The organism is uncultured Shewanella sp. (assembly GCF_947495455.1).
Taxonomy (GTDB): domain Bacteria; phylum Pseudomonadota; class Gammaproteobacteria; order Enterobacterales; family Shewanellaceae; genus Shewanella.
Genome location: NZ_CANLZC010000008.1, coordinates 71,512 through 88,106 on the forward strand (window position 1 = coordinate 71,512; position 16,595 = coordinate 88,106).

At 41.7% G+C, this 16,595-nt stretch carries 14 protein-coding genes and 1 pseudogene; 6 read left to right on the top strand and 9 right to left on the bottom strand.

Features of this window, described 5'->3' with window-relative positions:
* The first annotated feature begins 35 nt into the window (after positions 1–35).
* The 3 genes from yegD (at position 36) to rssA (ending at position 3,078) form a co-directional block, all read left to right on the top strand.
* Entirely contained in the window at positions 36–1,397 is a 1,362-nt protein-coding gene (gene yegD, locus Q0791_RS04145; RefSeq protein ID WP_299003057.1) for a molecular chaperone, read from the top strand.
* Positions 1,398–1,533: 136 nt separating this feature from the next.
* Positions 1,534–2,019, top strand: a complete 486-nt coding sequence (locus tag Q0791_RS04150; RefSeq protein ID WP_299003060.1) for a CreA family protein — start codon at positions 1,534–1,536, stop codon at positions 2,017–2,019.
* Between the two features lie 78 nt (positions 2,020–2,097).
* Positions 2,098–3,078: a patatin-like phospholipase RssA gene (gene rssA / locus Q0791_RS04155; RefSeq protein ID WP_299003063.1), complete on the top strand. Its 981-nt coding sequence runs from the start codon at positions 2,098–2,100 to the stop codon at positions 3,076–3,078.
* A 140-nt stretch (positions 3,079–3,218) separates the two neighbouring features.
* Here rssA and Q0791_RS04160 read toward each other — a convergent pair whose 3' ends face one another.
* On the bottom strand, positions 3,219–4,220 hold the full coding sequence (locus Q0791_RS04160) for an NADP-dependent oxidoreductase (protein ID WP_299003065.1): 1,002 nt from the start codon (positions 4,218–4,220) through the stop codon (positions 3,219–3,221).
* 174 nt (positions 4,221–4,394) lie between these two features.
* Between Q0791_RS04160 and Q0791_RS04165 the strand changes: the two genes are divergently transcribed.
* The 3 genes from Q0791_RS04165 to ribA all read left to right on the top strand — a co-directional run bounded on the left by Q0791_RS04165 (position 4,395) and on the right by ribA (position 6,179).
* The gene (locus tag Q0791_RS04165) at positions 4,395–4,835 is read left to right on the top strand and encodes a MarR family transcriptional regulator (protein ID WP_299003067.1); all 441 of its coding nucleotides are present in this window, start codon (positions 4,395–4,397) and stop codon (positions 4,833–4,835) included.
* Positions 4,836–5,068: 233 nt separating this feature from the next.
* Entirely contained in the window at positions 5,069–5,425 is a 357-nt protein-coding gene (locus Q0791_RS04170; RefSeq protein ID WP_299003070.1) for a YibL family ribosome-associated protein, read from the top strand.
* A 139-nt stretch (positions 5,426–5,564) separates the two neighbouring features.
* Positions 5,565–6,179: a GTP cyclohydrolase II gene (ribA, locus tag Q0791_RS04175; protein WP_299003072.1), complete on the top strand. Its 615-nt coding sequence runs from the start codon at positions 5,565–5,567 to the stop codon at positions 6,177–6,179.
* A 296-nt stretch (positions 6,180–6,475) separates the two neighbouring features.
* Here the strand turns inward: ribA and Q0791_RS04180 are convergent, their stop codons facing one another.
* From Q0791_RS04180 to Q0791_RS04215, 8 genes and pseudogenes are all read right to left on the bottom strand, one after another.
* Positions 6,476–6,796: a VF530 family protein gene (locus tag Q0791_RS04180; protein ID WP_299003075.1), complete on the bottom strand. Its 321-nt coding sequence runs from the start codon at positions 6,794–6,796 to the stop codon at positions 6,476–6,478.
* 143 nt (positions 6,797–6,939) lie between these two features.
* Positions 6,940–9,339 (bottom strand): S8 family serine peptidase, encoded by a 2,400-nt coding sequence (locus Q0791_RS04185; RefSeq protein WP_299003077.1) that lies wholly within the window; start codon positions 9,337–9,339, stop codon positions 6,940–6,942.
* Positions 9,340–10,050: 711 nt separating this feature from the next.
* Entirely contained in the window at positions 10,051–11,316 is a 1,266-nt protein-coding gene (locus Q0791_RS04190) for an OmpP1/FadL family transporter (protein WP_299003080.1), read from the bottom strand.
* Positions 11,317–11,669: 353 nt separating this feature from the next.
* Positions 11,670–13,121 (bottom strand): sodium/proline symporter PutP, encoded by a 1,452-nt coding sequence (putP, locus tag Q0791_RS04195; protein WP_299003083.1) that lies wholly within the window; start codon positions 13,119–13,121, stop codon positions 11,670–11,672.
* 137 nt (positions 13,122–13,258) lie between these two features.
* Complete coding sequence (locus Q0791_RS04200; protein WP_299003085.1) at positions 13,259–13,963, bottom strand: DUF3379 domain-containing protein; 705 nt, start codon at positions 13,961–13,963, stop codon at positions 13,259–13,261.
* The gene (locus Q0791_RS04205; RefSeq protein ID WP_299003087.1) at positions 13,956–14,519 is read right to left on the bottom strand and encodes a sigma-70 family RNA polymerase sigma factor; all 564 of its coding nucleotides are present in this window, start codon (positions 14,517–14,519) and stop codon (positions 13,956–13,958) included. Before Q0791_RS04205 ends, Q0791_RS04200 begins: the two co-directional genes overlap by 8 nt.
* Before the next feature lie 127 nt (positions 14,520–14,646).
* Complete coding sequence (locus tag Q0791_RS04210) at positions 14,647–16,281, bottom strand: BatD family protein (RefSeq protein WP_299003090.1); 1,635 nt, start codon at positions 16,279–16,281, stop codon at positions 14,647–14,649.
* Positions 16,275–16,595: pseudogene (locus tag Q0791_RS04215) on the bottom strand (hypothetical protein); the annotation flags it as partial. The gene Q0791_RS04210 and the pseudogene Q0791_RS04215, both read right to left, overlap by 7 nt.

Here is a 16,595-nt window from a genome sequence, read left to right on the forward strand (position 1 = left end):
TTTTCACGACTTTTTGATTGGGTAGGGCGAGAGCGATGTTTGTTGGATTTGATTATGGTAGTGCCAATTGTGCAGTGGGTGTCATAGAAAACGAGCAATTTCGTTTATTGCCGTTATCAAAAGACTCTTCTTTTTTAAGCTCTACCTTATATGCGCTTGATAGGGAATTGATCTGTGAGGCTGTGCTGCATGGTTTGCCTCACAGTGAACAAGATGAATACCGTCAACTTCGCCGAGGGCAATTGGCAAAAGCGGCTCATGCTCGTCGAGAACTTGATTTATCGCCTAATGAACAAGCCGTGTTTGTGGGACAGCAAGCCATTGAAGCTTATTTGGATATGCCAAATGAAGGTTTTTATGTTCGCTCACCCAAATCTTTTCTCGGTGCTGTGGGCCTTCGAGCCGATCAAATATCCTTATTTGAAGATATTGTGACCTTAATGATGCAATACATTAAGCGTCAAGCAGAAAGTCACTTAGGTGAGCGTATTTCCCATGCTGTTATCGGCCGGCCTGTGAATTTTCAAGGGATTGGGGGAGAGGAGAGCAACCAGCAAGCGGAAGCGGTATTGCGTATGGCGGCAAAGCGGGCAGGCTTTGATGATGTTGCCTTTTTATTTGAGCCTATCGCGGCTGGTATGGATTATGAAGTTAGGCTGGAAGAAAATAAAACCGTACTAGTTGTGGATGTGGGTGGAGGGACAACTGATTGTTCCGTCGTTAAAATGGGGCCAAGTCATAGTCAAGGCATTGTGCGGCATGATGATTTTTTAGGGCACAGTGGACAAAGAATTGGTGGAAATGATCTCGATATTGCACTTTCAATGGCGGCTTTTATGCCTCATTTGGGGCTAGGTAGTTTGATGAAGAATCAACTGCCTATGCCTAATCAAGCTTTTTGGAACGCTGTTGCCGTTAATGATGTCAGTGCGCAGCGTGATTTCTCCAGTCTTTCTGCCCGTAAATTAATTGAGTCTTTGATTAAAGATGCTCAAGCGCCTGAATTGTTGTCTCGACTATTAAAAGTTCAACAACAACAACTAGGTTATCAACTGGTACGTAGTGCTGAATCGGCTAAAATTGCGCTATCAAATGAGGATAATGTCACCGTCGATTTATCTTATGTCGCATCGAATGTTCAAGCTCAAGTGAGTGGTTCCTTGTTTGAAAGTGCCATTGATATGCCTTTATCACGTATTGAAGCCTTGATGGATGAAGCGCTGAGTCAAGCCAATGTTACTCCTGAAGTGATTTATGTGACTGGAGGGACTGCAAGAAGCCCTGCTATTTACCGTAAAATTGCGAGTTTGTATCCTAATGTCCCTATTGTTGTTGGAGATCATTTCTCCAGTGTGACGGCAGGGCTCACCCGTTGGGCACATAAAGTTTTTGGTTAGTTGATTTTGTGTTTATTTAAGTTGTTTTTTCTTGTGAATATAACGCTAAATCAATGTAAAATGACATGCTTAGCTGAAATAAAAGTCATTTAGCGATCAATATCGTAAATTTAATGAAAAGGACTAAGGTTGTATAATGTTGTTATTGGATAGATTAAAACAAACTGCTACGTTTATTATCGGTGTATCTATGCTGTCTGCTTGTGGTGACGATGTGGGAAAAGTCAGCCTTGGTTTATTTACGACTAAAGATGTGGTGATTGATGCTCGACCCGATCCTAAAATTCCCGGTGTAACGTGTCATATTAGTCGCATTCAAGCTGATTTGGATTTTTCAGATCCGTCAGACAGTTCGATTGCTTGTCGACAAACTGGGCCAATAACCGCTGAAGAACTGGCGAATATTGATAAGAGTAAAAATGGTGAAATTGTCTTTAAGGCTTCCTTGAGTGTCTTATTTAAGTCATTAAAGGTAAGACGAATTTATGATGCAAAGCATCAAACATTATTGTATCTTTCTTATTCCACAAAAGAGATTAACGGTAGCTATAAACATGCATTATCCAGCGTGCCTTTATATGGTACGCAAGCTTGGGTAACGCCCACGGATGTAGAGAATTAAATCAATTCATTTCATGCTTGAAACCGTGAGCTTACAGAGTCCTTGTTTAGCCCACTTAGTTTGGAGGAATGGTATTTTATGAAATTAGCATCTTCAGTGAATGTTGGCATTGCTCTTGGGAGCGGTGCCGCAAAAGGTTGGGCACATATCGGGGTATTAAATGGTCTGGCTAAAATGGGGATTTATCCGACTAAAATTGCTGGCAGCTCTATTGGTGCCCTCGTAGGGGGCGCTTATGCGGGCGATCACCTCGTTGAACTGGAACAATGGGTACGCGGCTTCTCAAGTTGGGATGTGTTAAGGCTGATGGATTTAAGCTGGCGTAAAGGTGGGCTCATAAGCGGTGAACGGGTATTTGATACTTGGCAAAATCAAATGGGTGACGTGAATATCGAGCAGTTGATGCGGCCTTTTACTGCAGTGGCAACGGATCTGTACTCAGGACAAGAAATTTGGTTTAAAGAAGGCGATTTACGACAAGCGGTCAGGGCTTCATGTTCCATGCCTGGTATGCTGGCGCCAGTGAAAATTGGCGAACGTTGGTTGGTAGATGGGGCTGTGGTCAATCCTATTCCTGTTTCTGTGATCCGTGCCATGGATGTTGATGTGGTGATTGCAGTAGATTTAAATGGTCAGAGCCGAAACAAAGGCGCAGGTTTGCCTGTTAATATGACCAGCGAAAAACCCACATCGCAAGAAGTGGTTGAAGCACAAGCACATAGCGATCAAGGTTTTATGGATTTGTTGGGAAAAGGACGAGAATATGTGTCTAAATTGACCGATAAATTAGCGATTACCCGCCGGTCTAACCCCAGTTTATTGGCTGCCATGTCTCAGTCTATCGATATTCTAGAAATGAGACATAAACGCACCCGTTTGATGGGGGATCCTCCTGATATTTGTATTGTGCCTAAAGTTGCTGATATTGGGCGAATGGAATTTCATCGTGCCGAAGAGGCGATTATTGCAGGGGAGCAAGCGGTGCAAGATGTGGCCCACCTCATTGAGGCGGCGTTATCGCCTCATTGTGATATGACCTACTTGAATAACCTGAAGTAGTGGGGATAAGACGCGCTAAGAAAACAGATATTGCTCTCAATTTCTTGAGAGCAATACTATCACTTTAGGGGCATGCAGTTTTAAAGGAATAATGCCTATCGCCTATTGCGGTTATGTATCAAAAATGTCATGTAGGTGGGTTAATCGCTTAATTTCACCAGCATTTTTCCTTTGTTTTTACCTTTAAATAACCCAAGAAATGCTTCAGGTGCTTGTTTGAGTCCATGATAGATTGTTTGCTCTGCGATTATGTCACCGTTAGCGAGCCATTGGCTCATTAATGCGGTAAATTCAGGGTAATGTGCCCAATGCTCAAAAACAATAAAGCCTTCTATTTTTAACTTTTTAGTAATGATTTGTGTTAAGTTACTGGGTCCTGGAGTAGGGGCTTTATCGTTGTATTGGGCTATCATGCCACAAACGGCAATTCGGCCGTGATCTTTCATGTTATTAAGAGCAGCAAATAAATGCTCGCCCCCTACATTTTCAAAATAGACATCGATCCCTTCTGGTGCAGTTTGCGCTAAAGTATGACTGAGATCGTCACAGGTTTTATAATTAATGACATGCTCAACGCCCAGTGTTTTTAGATGCTGAGCTTTTTCATCGCTGCCAACCGAAGCGATGACTTTTGCTCCCATGAGTCGGCCTAATTGACAAGCAATACTGCCCACTGCCCCTGCCGCCGCAGAAACAAATAAAGTTTCTCCTTTTTGTAATGCTGCAATATGGTTTAATCCTGTCCATGCTGTCATTCCAGGCATGCCAAGTGCGCCAAGAAAATGTGATAGATTAATATCCACTTTTGGTAAAAGGGTGATGTCTTGGCCTTGACTGATAAAGTGGTTTCGCCAACCTAACATGCTGGACACTTTGCTGCCCACAGGAAAGTCAGGGTGCTGAGATTCAATGACTTCGCCAATCGCGCCTCCTTCAAGTGCTTCTCCTATTTGAAAGGGAGCGATATAGCTTTTTCTATCCATCATTCGACCCCGCATGTAAGGATCCACCGACATCCAAAGATTCTTTACGAGAAACTCCCCTGCTTTTATCGAGGGTAACGTCAGTTCACTCAGTTGAAAATTCTGCTCTGTTGGTAAACCTATCGGACGAGAATGTAATTGAATTTGTTGAGTGTTCATTAGAGTCCTTTTTATTTATGCGCAAATTGTTGTTATGGACAATAACTCGAATTAATTCTCTGCGCAAATTGTTTGTGCACTAACTAGTTTGTGGCGTTATTTTGGAGTAAGATGCAATCCTTTAATGAGAAATTTCAGTATCACGGGTATATTGTCAAAAGTGGATGTTAAGTAATGGGTGAGTTAAGTACAGAGAATTTATCTGATAATGTCTGTTTTTCATTATATACAGCTTGTAATGCGTTAATCCGCGCTTATCGGCCATTATTGGAGCAGTATGATTTAACTTACCCGCAATATTTAGTGATGCAATCACTTTGGATTGTCAGCGAAACCAGTCTCACAGAACTATCTAGTGCCACAAAATTGGATATGGGAACCTTGACGCCTATAGTGAAAAGGTTAGAACTCAAATTATTACTAACCCGTTGCATTGATCCAAATGATGAGCGCAAAAAAGTGATCAGTTTGACTCATGAAGGCTTAGTAATGAAGCAAAATGCGTTGCAACTTAAACAACAATTGCTTGATAAGATGAGTTTGTCCACTGAGGATATTGAGCAGTTACGCCGTTTATGTTTAGGGGTCATTGAAGATTTGAATGGACAATGCTGATGAGGTTTAGGGGTTATTGAGGATTTGAATGGACAATGCTGATGAGGTTTAGGGGTTATTGAGGATTTGAATGGACAATGCTGATGAGGTTTAGGGATTATTGAGAAGATTTGAATGGACAATGCTTATGATGCTTTAGCTAGTAAAAGATTCTGACAATCTAAGGTCATCTTGCCAGATCCTGTTATAATGCGGCTAATATTACAAAAGAAGTGTCGATCGAAGGTCATTGAATGAATTTAAAGCAAGAGCTACAAGATTTAAATAATAAATTAGATAAATCACGTCGTAAGTTAGCAGCGGCTGAGCAGCGTGGTGATCGCGGCGTAGTATTACAATTTAAACAAGAAATGAATGCGCTAACGAAACGCATTAATAGTATTAAGAATCAACAAAAACGGGAACTGGATAAGACAGGCAAAAGCGTCAAAGAAATGCGTTTTCATCGTGTATTAACTAAGTCTGAACAGGCTGATATGGGAAAATTAAAGAAATCAGTTAAAGGATTGGTGGTTGTTCATCCTATGACAGCGTTAGGTCGTGAAATGGGACTTAAAGAAGTGACAGGCTTTGCTCCGGCAGCATTTTAGTCATAGAGTGTGCTCTTTATTTTTGAGAGTAAATAGAGTTCGGTAATGGAGTGTTAAGGGCTCAATATCATTGCCGTTTGGATTTATTGTTAAGACGTATGTGAACTCAAAAATTGAGCGCTATCGTTAAGGTTTTTTCATGTCGATTAAGTATGTCGCGACTTCAAAATTGCCTACGCCTTGGGGTGTATTTGATATGCATGGTTTTGAAGATAGCGAGACCCATAAAGAGCATGTGGCATTGACTTTTGGTGAGTTCGATGCTGATAGCCCTGTGTTAGGCCGTATTCATTCTGAGTGTTTAACGGGGGATGCCTTGTTTAGTTTACGCTGCGATTGCGGATTTCAATTGCAAACGGCGATGGAACATATTGCTGAGGTGGGGCAAGGTTTTATCTTGTATTTACGTCAGGAAGGTCGAGGCATAGGCCTGTTAAATAAAATTCGTGCCTATGAATTACAAGATCAAGGCGCTAATACTGTTGAAGCGAATGAGCAGTTAGGCTTTGATGCCGATCAACGCCAATATAATATGATCCTACCTATGATGAATCAAATTGGTGTGAGTCGAGTAAAGCTGCTCACGAATAATCCTCGTAAAGTAAAAGCAATGAAAGCCTTAGGTATTGAGGTGGTAGAACGGCTTCCCTTGCAAGTGGGGAAAAATCGTTACAATGAGCACTATCTTAAGACAAAATCGACCCAGCTTGGTCATATGATGTCTGAATATCATTTTTCAGATAAAGACGAGTAGCCAGTGATGCCCTGAACCTGTGAAACAGGTTTAGGCTTCTTGACGAAAAGGATGACAAGGAAAGTCAATTGACTTTGAAATATGATGTTGTCACGGGTTTTGTACAGTCAGCGACATCTTTATTTGGCAGTTAAAAAAACGATAAATGATTCCATAAATCCTTTGGCAGTGGATTATCCTTATATTGTGAGAGTCTTTACTCATGATTGTTCTAAGCCATAGTGAAAATCATGGGCGAAAATAAGAAACACCCATTGTTTGACGTTATTGGGTGTCTCGTTGGATATGTGATGAGATTAATCCTTCTTTTTAGTCCCCCAAATGTCGGTATTAACCTGAGGCAGTGGCGTTTTCTTTGTTTTATTGCTTGCTGAGTCAAGGTTGTTTCTTGGGGCGGGTAAAGGAAGCTGATGAAGCTTTAAGTATAAATATTCGACTTTATCTCGAGCCCATTGGGTTTTTCGTAAAAACTTTAGACTGGATTTGATGCTGGGATCATGATTAAAGCAGCGGATATTAATACGTTGACCTAATTCTTCCCATCCGTAGTGATCGACAAGATCGTTAAGAAGATCTTCTAATTTTATGCCGTGGAGTGGGTTATTTACTTGCGTCATAGAAAGTGAGTCACTTAAAAAACTATCATTGAGGTAATGATATCAGATTGGAGTATGGCGCGTCAGTTTGATTGCTTTGAAAATGTGACTAGATATAAAAAAGGAGACATATTGTCTCCTTTTTAATTCATTCATTTATTGAATTATTCGAAGCTGATGCTCCAAGAGTTGATGGTGCCAGTATCTTGGCTTGCGCTATCAACCACTTTTAGTGTCCATGTACCTTGAGAGTCACCACCTGAGTAATCAACTGAATATGTTTTGTTGATGTTGTCAGTACTGCTTCCTGAGTTATCATGCAATACAGCCACTTGACCCGTAGGGCTTGTTAGGCGTACGTTTAGATCACCAATATAAGTGTGTGTGATATCAAGGGTGACAGTCACAATGCCTGAATCACCTGTACGCGTGGCTTCAATTGAGCTTGAAGCGCCTGTAGTGCTGTTATCAGGGATGCTATAACTTGTGGTATTTGTGTAGGTTGCTGCTCCACCAGTACTATCGCCATCATCCGTTGCGGTGTAGTTTGCTTCTAAACTCGCACCACTAAAGGCTTCGTATCCGTGGACCATGACATAATAAGTACCAGATTGTGCCGAAGAGAATGCGCATGATTCTGTATTACCTGTATTCCAAGAGCGACAATCGTAGCTAGAAGTCGTTGGGTTCGCACCAAATGACACATACAGATCAGCATCACCACTGCCACCACTCATAGCAAAGCTTAGATCGCTGGCCCCAGCGGGCACATTTAAACTGTAGTACAAGACGCCATCTTTAGATGCTGAAAGGTTGGTTTTAGCAACACCATTTGTCAATGTTTCATCATCACTGCTACCACCGCCATCAGTGGGACCATCACAAGACTGGGCAAGGTATGCATCTGCCGCCTGTGCATCGACTAACCCATAACCGGTTCTGTCATCACGGCCTGCGGTGTCAATATCTTCGGCTGTGGCTTTCAATGCCGCACGAATTTGCTCTGAACTACAATCTGTGTGGTTACTCCAAACTAGAGTCGCAACACCGGATACATGGGGTGTGGCCATAGAAGTACCATTATAGTACTGGTAATCTTCGCCATCGGTTGTAGACACTGTCGCCTCTTCACCAACAAGATCTAATAGTTCAAGGCCAGTATTTCTATCAACACTAACAGAAACAATGGGGACTTCATTATCAGTATCCACTAAGAAAGGATTCTGCAGACCAGGTAGTGATGAGTGACTGTAAACAATAGCGGCACTCCCACCTGCATCATAACAGGCTTGCGCGGCAGCAATTTCAGCGGCATTGGCACTTAAACCTGATGCACGTTCAACCAAACAAACCTTATTACTCATGCTGCGACAGCTATAAGTAGTGCTACTTGTACTACAGGCTTTTAGCGTATCGGTGACACTGCCTGTATTGAATGCTTGTTGATAGTTACCGCGGACTTGAATGTAACGGTTATGGGGAACGACGCCACTGTCGAAATAAGATTGACCATTAACAGTGATATCGGCTAATACACCTTCACCTTGTGTCACAGTAGAAAGTACTGCTGTGCCGGGTCCTGAAATCTCGACTTGATCTGTATATTGTGAAAAATCAGAATGATCTTTGTTGCTATCAACAGAGGCCACAGACATGACAGCATCATAAGAAGCGGGATAACTATGAGTGTTATCACCGTCGTTACCCGCAGCGGCAATAAGGAGTACGCCATTGTTTTGATGGGCTTCTAAGGCATTTTTTTCTTCGGCGCTATAGCTGGGGCCACCAAGACTCATGGTCACTACATTGGCACCATTATCGACACAATCATCAACTGCATCAATTAAATCAGAGGTATAGCCCCAACCGCTTTCATTGAATACTTTGATGACATGAATATTGACGTTTTGGTTTGGCATGACACCGACAACACCGCTGCCATTGGCTATGGCGGCAATCGTGCCAGCGACATGGGTACCATGAGCGTTATTATTACCCGGCTCATACCAGTTTCCTGTGCCTGAGTTATTGGTACCTGTTGCATTGTTTCCGCTTAAATCACTATGACTGGCATCATAACCAGAATCGATGATACAAATAGTGCGGTTACCTGTCAGTGAGTCGCTCATGACTGTTGCGCCAACATAAGTTTGGCCCCATGGCGTGGTTTCACTCAATAAACGACGGGGAACATCTTCTTCTACATAATCCACATCCGAGCGTAAACGCAGTGATCTTAAACTTTCGTCATCTAATTTAGCACTATAGCTGTTACGGCGTGCGATACGCTTCATCTCTTTGGCTTTTACACTGTTAAGCACACTGTGGTGTGAAAAAGCTGGGTTAATTCGTGAGGCACTTGATAGGGTATTGATTCCTCTGATGCTGGAATCACTGTCTTTAAATTTAACGATGTAGCGCTTTGGTAGCGGTGCATCAGCTTGTTGAGATTGAGCGGGTAATAGCTCAGGACCGACTGAAGATGCCGCATGTACATTTGCTGAAATCGCAATGGCAAGGGCTGAAAGTGTCAGCGCTGCTTTTGTTGATTTTTTGAATGTCATATTTTTATTCCACATTTATTATCATGTTGTAATTATTATTGAACAGTCTTGGTTATAAATTCCAAAGATCTGGTTACTCCGCTAATCAATCTACCCGCATGTTATCTCGTTGTAAATGCATAGTTAATCTTACTTTTTTTAATTCAAAAGAATATTATTAAAATCTAATAATGAATTTTTTTGTCAATTTTATGCGGATTTGACCTCGTGCATTCACTTTTATTGATTTTTAATTCATATATTTCTAATTTGTTTTTATATTGTTTGTTTATTGTTTTTTTGTGCTTTGATGCAGGTTAGTCACATATGTCCATGATAAATAATTAAAACTATGACAGAATGTTTCATATCTATAATTTAAACAAATAATATATTCATTTTATTTATTAAGGATTTTAACTAAGCTTAATCATGACTTACTTTAGACATAATTCGCTAAACTTTAGGCGCTTAACAGTATTATTCTGATGTATTTAACTGTTTTTTAAAGGAAGGTTCTGCTTGGTTATCTTTGTAAATTTTAACCGATATTGGTCATTTTGTTCTGAAAAATAATCTTGAGTAACTGTTTTATGATAAGTTTGTCTACCAAGAAAGGTTTTTTTTACTCGAGTCACTTCAACTCATACGGGGATATAGTTTAAGAAGGAGAATAGGCTGGGGGATGCAAAAAACCGCTCATAGAGCGGTTTTTGAAGTGATAATGGCCTATTAGAAGTTGTAACTGTATTGCATACTGTAATAGGTTCCATTAGAGTGTGTTGACGCAGTGACATCACCGACAATGGAGCTGGCTTCAGTAAGGTGAGTTTTCTTGCCGCGGACAAAGGCGACACCAAAATCCAGTGATGATTTTTGATCAAAGTGATAGCTTACGCCACCTGTGTACCAATTACGATCGGAATCGGGAATAGACAGTGAGCTGAGATCTCCCACAACCCCTTGGTCATACATATAACCGATACGGGCTGTCCAAGTATCATTGATGTCATAAGTACCACCGATACTGAATAGCCAAGAATCATCCCATTGGTATTCTTTTAAGACATAATTGCTACCGTCAGTTTCACTATCGAGTAGTGTGATGCGATCAAATTCGCCCCATTGGGTATACTGTGCGGTATAAGACAGGGCAAAGTGTTCGGTAATTTGATGAAAACCACCCAGTTGAGCAATGTTAGGTAGAGGGATTTCAATTTGATCGTAAGAAGTGAGTGTCAACGATGCGTTAAGTGATTCTATTGTATCGCCATTCGCTTTGATCGTTGGGCTATAACGATAACTGAGTCCAATTCGGTTATCCTGATCAATCTCATATACAAGACCTGCAATGCCGCCAACGCCCCAGCCACTGGCTTCAACATCGGCAATGGTGAGATCCGTTGTTCCTGCCAACGCCAGTATTGGACCTTTTCGAGTCAATTTACCTGTACCATAAACAAAATCTACACCTAAACCTAAGCTGAAATATTCATTAAATCGATAAGAAACGCTGGCATTAAAATCAATTGAAGTGATTTCTGTTTCGCCTAAAAGATCGACGGGGGCCTGAAAAGTATCTTCTGTGTTAGCTGCTAATTTGCTGGTGTCTGTGCCTGTGCCAAAATTACTGAACGCACCAAAACCCATGGCCCAGCTTTCATTAATTGGCTGAATGTAATAGGCATTAGGAATAATTTTACCTGAGCCTGCATCACCCTCACTGCCCGAATTTCCATAGACTGAAGTGACGTTATCAACTTCAACCTGAACATCGGCATAAGTGATCCCAAGCGAAACTGCTTTATCTTTGAAAAGCGCCATTGCTGCAGGGTTACGGGATAATACAGATGCATTGTCTGCGATAACTGCATCACCGGCCATTGCGCGGCCAAGACCCGTTGCGGATTGACTATTAAGTTGAAAACCGGCTGCCATCGCCTGAGAGCTGGCGAGTGTAATTGAAATAGCAAGGAACGTCTTGTTGAAGCGTTTCATAATCATCATCTCTTTTTTTAAGGTCCTGCTTATATGACTTGCTGAATAGCCGAGTCGCAAGATCCATTTGTTAGATCAGCGCATGGTAGAGGAGTTAATGCCTACTCAGCAACTCCGACCAGATGCATTATTTGGTATAATTCGTTAATTAAGGTTGTTATTTATGAACAACTGTTAGGAGCTTACTTCAAAAAAGGCTTATAAAGCAATCTAATAGTTTGCTCTTATAAAGAGAGGTAAACAAATCCTGTTGTTAATAGTATGTAATCGGAGTGATAATATCCAGTGTTTGGCGCTGAATTAATAAGCGTACTATTGTACGCTTATTTTTTTAAACTCATTGTGGAGTGTGATCAGAGCTTGGCTGAGAAGGCGTTAAACTGCGCTGAAACAGTTTCACAAGGCGTGTATATTTTACTGACAATAATACCGACAAATGTTGCAAGTATGAAACCGGGTAGAATTTCGTAAAGGTCAAAAAAGCCGCCTGATAATTGTTTCCATATAATAACTGTCAGGGCACCTGTGATGATGGAAGCAATGGCGCCATTTTGACTAAAGCCTTTCCAAAAGAGCGATAACAGCACAACAGGCCCAAAAGCAGCGCCAAACCCAGCCCAAGCATAACTGACTAAGCTCAGTACACTGCTTTGTGGATTGAGTGCAATGATCCCTGCAATTAATGCAATGGATAGCACGCCAGCACGTCCAATGAAGAGTAATTCTTTGTCATTCGCTTCTGGTCTTAGCCATTTTTTATAGAAATCTTCTGTGATAACGCTTGAACAAACTAATAACTGAGAATCTATGGTACTCATTATCGCAGAAAGAATGGCGGCAATGAGTAAGCCACTGATCCAAGGGTTGAATGCAGCATTGGCGAGATGGATAAAAACCGTTTCAGCATTTTCTAATGGCGTATCCATGAAATAGAGGCTACCCACAAGACCTGTTGCTAATGCACCAATAAGTGCCATTATCATCCAACCCATAGCGATACGGCGAGATTTTGGAATATCTTTTGGTGAATTTATGGCCATAAAGCGGGTCAGGATATGGGGCTGACCAAAATAACCTAATCCCCATGCTAATAAAGAGATTAATCCTAATATTGTGGTATCGTCATGGATCAATTGCAGCATATTAGGGTCAAAACTGTTCAATCCGTCTTGAGTGGCGGGTTGATTAAAAATGGCGACGGGAACGAAAAGTAGGGCGGCTAGCATCATGCAGCCTTGGAAAAAATCCGTCCAACTCACTGCAAAGTAACCTCCGACAAAGGTATAGGCTACAATAATGCTGGATCCGATCAGTAAAGCTAAGGTGTAATTCAAACCAAAGGCTTTTTCAAAAAGAATCGCGCCACCGACCATGCCGGAAGAGGCGTAAAAAGTAAAAAAGACTAATATTGTAAACGCTGAAACGAGTTTGAGGATCCCTTTTTTATCGTTAAATCTTTTTTCAAAGAAGTCAGGTAATGTGAGTGCGTTACTGGTAAATTCTGTGTAAATACGTAACCGTTTTGCCACTAATAACCAGTTAAGCCATGCGCCAAGAACAAGGCCTATTCCTATCCAAGCTTCCCCTAACCCTCCTAAATAGACTGCCCCAGGAAGGCCTAATAATAACCAGCCAGACATATCTGATGCGCCGACACTTAACGCCGTCACTCCAGGGCCCATGCTGCGTCCGCCAAGGATATAATCATCAATTGAATCAGTTGATTTATAGGCGATAAAACCAATACCTATCATCAGTGCGAGATAACCAATAAAGGTAATGAGAACGGGTAATTCTATGTTCATGGTTATTGAGTTATATTTTTATTGTTGGATTGTGGGCGCTATGCTAACAGATGATGACTAATTAGCTCAATCAGGGTGAGGAAATAGTCGGGAGATTCGACCTTTGGCTTTTCTCCCGATAGCAATTTGTAATGTGCTTAAATAAAAGTTTGCTTAATTTCGTTTTTAACGTAATTAATATCTTTATTGTTATCACCAACAAGTAACATATAAGCACCATCCATCTTAAAGCCTAGTCCTTTAAGCTTATTATCGGCAAATGCACTTTGTAGTTTCATTCTCTCTTCTACGGGGACAATGAATAGGGTGACTTTGCCCTGCTCACCTTGCATGATTAAATGTAAGCTTTTAACGCCTTGAAAATCGCAAAAGGTATTATAAAAGACCTTACCGGGTTGTTGAGTAAATTTAGCATGGGTTAACTGTGTGAGTTCAGCCAATTTCGCATTCACTGCTTGATAAGAAATATTATCATTGATGGTGAGTGCTTGCTCCTCATGATGAACATGGGCGAGAGCGTGAGCACTGAGATCCACAGGTCCAAGTCTGAAAAGGGTAAAGCTCATGCCAGCGATGAAAGCGACAGAGGCGGCAAGTGCAATGCCAAATGCCGTCTTTTTACGTTGGCCTTGATGTTGACGCAGTTGTTGATTGAGGAGCAATTTATCACTGAGATCACTTGGAACATCAATGCGTAATGCGCTTTCAATTTGTTTATCTAAGCCATTGAGTTCTTCAATAAAGGCGGCCTTTTTGGGATCATCTTTGATTGCTTGAATAAATTCAGGCGATTGATGGTGAGGATCGGCATAAGCCTGACGTCTAAACTTAAGCTCATCCATGGGATTGTCCTCTTGCTTGGGGGGCTTCTAGCGCTTGCTTTAATTGATGGCGAGCTCTAAATAGGCGTGTCATAACAGTATTGGTATTCAGTGACAGGATCTTTGCTATTTCTTCACCACTGAAACCGCCGATCAGTTGCAGTAATAAGGGCTCTTTGTATTCTAAGGCGAGCCGCTCGATTTGTTTTTGTAATAAATGATGCTCCGCTTTATGCTCTGTGCTAGGAGAAAAAGTATCTTGTAATTCTTCTTGCTCAATATCTGAGTAGTTGAATTGCTTTCGCTCAAACCGTCGTGCATTTTCTCGTCGAAGAATAGTGATCAGCCAAGCTTTAGCTGATTTTTCATCTTTTAAGGTATCAAGGGAGCGCCAAGCGCGTAAAAACGTTTCTTGGGTGATATCTTCAGCAACATGTTTATCACCGCTCAACCAGTAGGCATAACGGTAAATATCACTATGAAGCGCCTTGACTAGGCTATTATATCGTCGTTGTTTATTTAGCATGGTAGAAGAGACCGAGGAAGTGCTCTTTTTATTTCGCCAATGACGCAACATTTTCTTATTTCTTTAACGAAAGGTGTTTAAAGCTTAATGCTTATATCAATACATTACAAAGTAATACATTGATATAAGCTTATTTTTTGGTGTAGGTTGCTAGTTTAAAGATTGCTTTAACAGTGAGTTATGGATTTAAGTTAGATAAGGACGATTTTTTTTTCTTCTTTTTATCAGGGTGATGCTTCTCGGCAAGGTGTAAGATTTTGTCATAATCAATGGATGCCTTGGTTTTAGAAAAAGCGCTACGTTGTAAATGGGTGATGACGTCCGCCATCTCTTTTGAAAGCGCTGAAACCTTATCAAGTGTCATGGGCTTTTGAAATACTTGCGAGAAGTGCTGCTGTAAGCTGAGCAATACCTGATTGGGATTTTGCGCTTGGCAAGCTTGTTTAAGGCTGACTTTTTCAATGGTGTTATCCTGATGGGATGGCTCTGTTTTTATAGCAGGACTTGCATTATGTTGAGAGTATTTTCGCCATAAGATAATCAAGGCTAAGGTAGTGCTAAACCAAAGAAGGGCAAAGATCAGAGCGGCCCACATCCAATAACTAGGCGTGTTCACCTCTGTTGCCGGTAATGATGTTTGAGGCGCTGGCAAGTCCGCTTGCTCGGCGGCTTTAACTGTGATGACCTTTTCTGGCAAGGTGGCGATTTCTTGCTTGTTTAAATGTGGATTCCACCAAGGCACCTCAACTGCGGGTAAGGTATAGGTTCCCGGTTTAGTCGGAATGATCGCCGTGGTTTGGGTGAGTGTGGCTAAAATTTTGTTATCTCTGACGGTATTTTGACGTTGGGGTTTTTCAGGATAAGATTTAAGTGATGTGGGTAGATTGAGATTAAGATCGGGCAAGCGGCTTTCATCACTATTGACCGCGGTTAAGGTGAGGGTACGAGTGATAGGCGTACCGACTTGATAGTCAGCATTGTCTGGCCAGTTTTCATTAAGCAGTACGAGATCGGCAACAAGCCATTGTCCGTGGTAGCTTGCAGGCTTTGGCTGAACGGTTAGTTCAAGATTATCCGCTTGAGTTTGGATTGGACGACTGTCTGTAAAGCCAAATAAGCTGTTACTGCGCTGGGATTGAACGACAATATCGCCATTAAAACTGGCGCCTTGTATGGATAAGGTGCCCGGCTTATCGGCGATGATGGCATAATTTCTTTCTATTACTCTAAAACGGCGGCCATTGATAATTTGTGTGCTGTCCTTGTCTTCACCAAGTTGTTTTACTTGAGCATTCGCTACCACAGGTTCATTGAGTACGCCTCGTTGTAACTCGGCACCAAGGAAGAGTTTCACTTGGTAGTTAACGAGTTGATCAACATAAGCCTTTTTGGATGATAAATGTGCTTCCATATACACATTTTGTGTTTGTTTTGGTGCACTGCCTCGTGGATTCACCGTGATTTTTATGGGAGCAGAGCTAACGCCATCTATGGTCAAGGTGGGGATCGTTAACTGGCCTTGACGTTTAGGCAGCAACAGCATTTGCCATTGGGTTTCTTTGGTTGTGTTGAAATTGACCATACGAGTGCTGTGACTCGTGCGAGGTCTTTGCATGGTAAAATCAGTGCTGAGGGCTTGAGTATTGAGGGCTTGCGTATCTAAGCTATCATCAGCCGTGACTGTCAATACGATGGATTCGCCTTCACTCACAGTATTTCTGTCAACGGAGGCTTGCAAACTCGTGAGCGCGCTAGCGGGAAAAGCTGCGATTAACCCAAGAAGTAAAATGAGGTGTAATGATCGTTTTACCACTGTTGATTGTCCTTTGGTCTTGCCCCATTTTGAAGGCGTTTTTGATATTCTAGTTGCATTTTATTGCGCAATAATAGTTGAGGATCGTCTGCAAGGGATCGCAAAGCCCGCTGCATATCTGCAGGCAGAGGCTCTTCAGGTGCCGTGGTATTCTGCTCGGCTGCTTGAGCACTTTTTGCATCTTTTTGATCTTGCTGCTCCTGCTGACTTTGTTGGTCCTGCTGACTTTGTTGGTCTTGCTGACTTTGTTGGTCTTGCTGACTTTGTTGGTCTTGCTGACTTTGTTGGTCTTGCTGACTTTGTTGGTCTTGCTG

What these genes read in the sequence shown, in the direction of transcription:
- Q0791_RS04150 (WP_299003060.1), top strand. Translation starts at nt 1,534, where the DNA reads ATGTTGTTATTGGATAGATTAAAACAAACTGCTACGTTTATTATCGGT.
- Q0791_RS04200 (WP_299003085.1), bottom strand. Translation starts at nt 13,963, where the DNA reads ATGGATGAGCTTAAGTTTAGACGTCAGGCTTATGCCGATCCTCACCAT.
- putP (WP_299003083.1), bottom strand. Translation starts at nt 13,121, where the DNA reads ATGAACATAGAATTACCCGTTCTCATTACCTTTATTGGTTATCTCGCA.
- ribA (WP_299003072.1), top strand. Translation starts at nt 5,565, where the DNA reads ATGTCGATTAAGTATGTCGCGACTTCAAAATTGCCTACGCCTTGGGGT.
- Q0791_RS04170 (WP_299003070.1), top strand. Translation starts at nt 5,069, where the DNA reads ATGAATTTAAAGCAAGAGCTACAAGATTTAAATAATAAATTAGATAAA.
- Q0791_RS04165 (WP_299003067.1), top strand. Translation starts at nt 4,395, where the DNA reads ATGGGTGAGTTAAGTACAGAGAATTTATCTGATAATGTCTGTTTTTCA.
- yegD (WP_299003057.1), top strand. Translation starts at nt 36, where the DNA reads ATGTTTGTTGGATTTGATTATGGTAGTGCCAATTGTGCAGTGGGTGTC.
- Q0791_RS04160 (WP_299003065.1), bottom strand. Translation starts at nt 4,220, where the DNA reads ATGAACACTCAACAAATTCAATTACATTCTCGTCCGATAGGTTTACCA.
- Q0791_RS04205 (WP_299003087.1), bottom strand. Translation starts at nt 14,519, where the DNA reads ATGTTGCGTCATTGGCGAAATAAAAAGAGCACTTCCTCGGTCTCTTCT.
- Q0791_RS04185 (WP_299003077.1), bottom strand. Translation starts at nt 9,339, where the DNA reads ATGACATTCAAAAAATCAACAAAAGCAGCGCTGACACTTTCAGCCCTT.
- rssA (WP_299003063.1), top strand. Translation starts at nt 2,098, where the DNA reads ATGAAATTAGCATCTTCAGTGAATGTTGGCATTGCTCTTGGGAGCGGT.
- Q0791_RS04190 (WP_299003080.1), bottom strand. Translation starts at nt 11,316, where the DNA reads ATGAAACGCTTCAACAAGACGTTCCTTGCTATTTCAATTACACTCGCC.
- Q0791_RS04180 (WP_299003075.1), bottom strand. Translation starts at nt 6,796, where the DNA reads ATGACGCAAGTAAATAACCCACTCCACGGCATAAAATTAGAAGATCTT.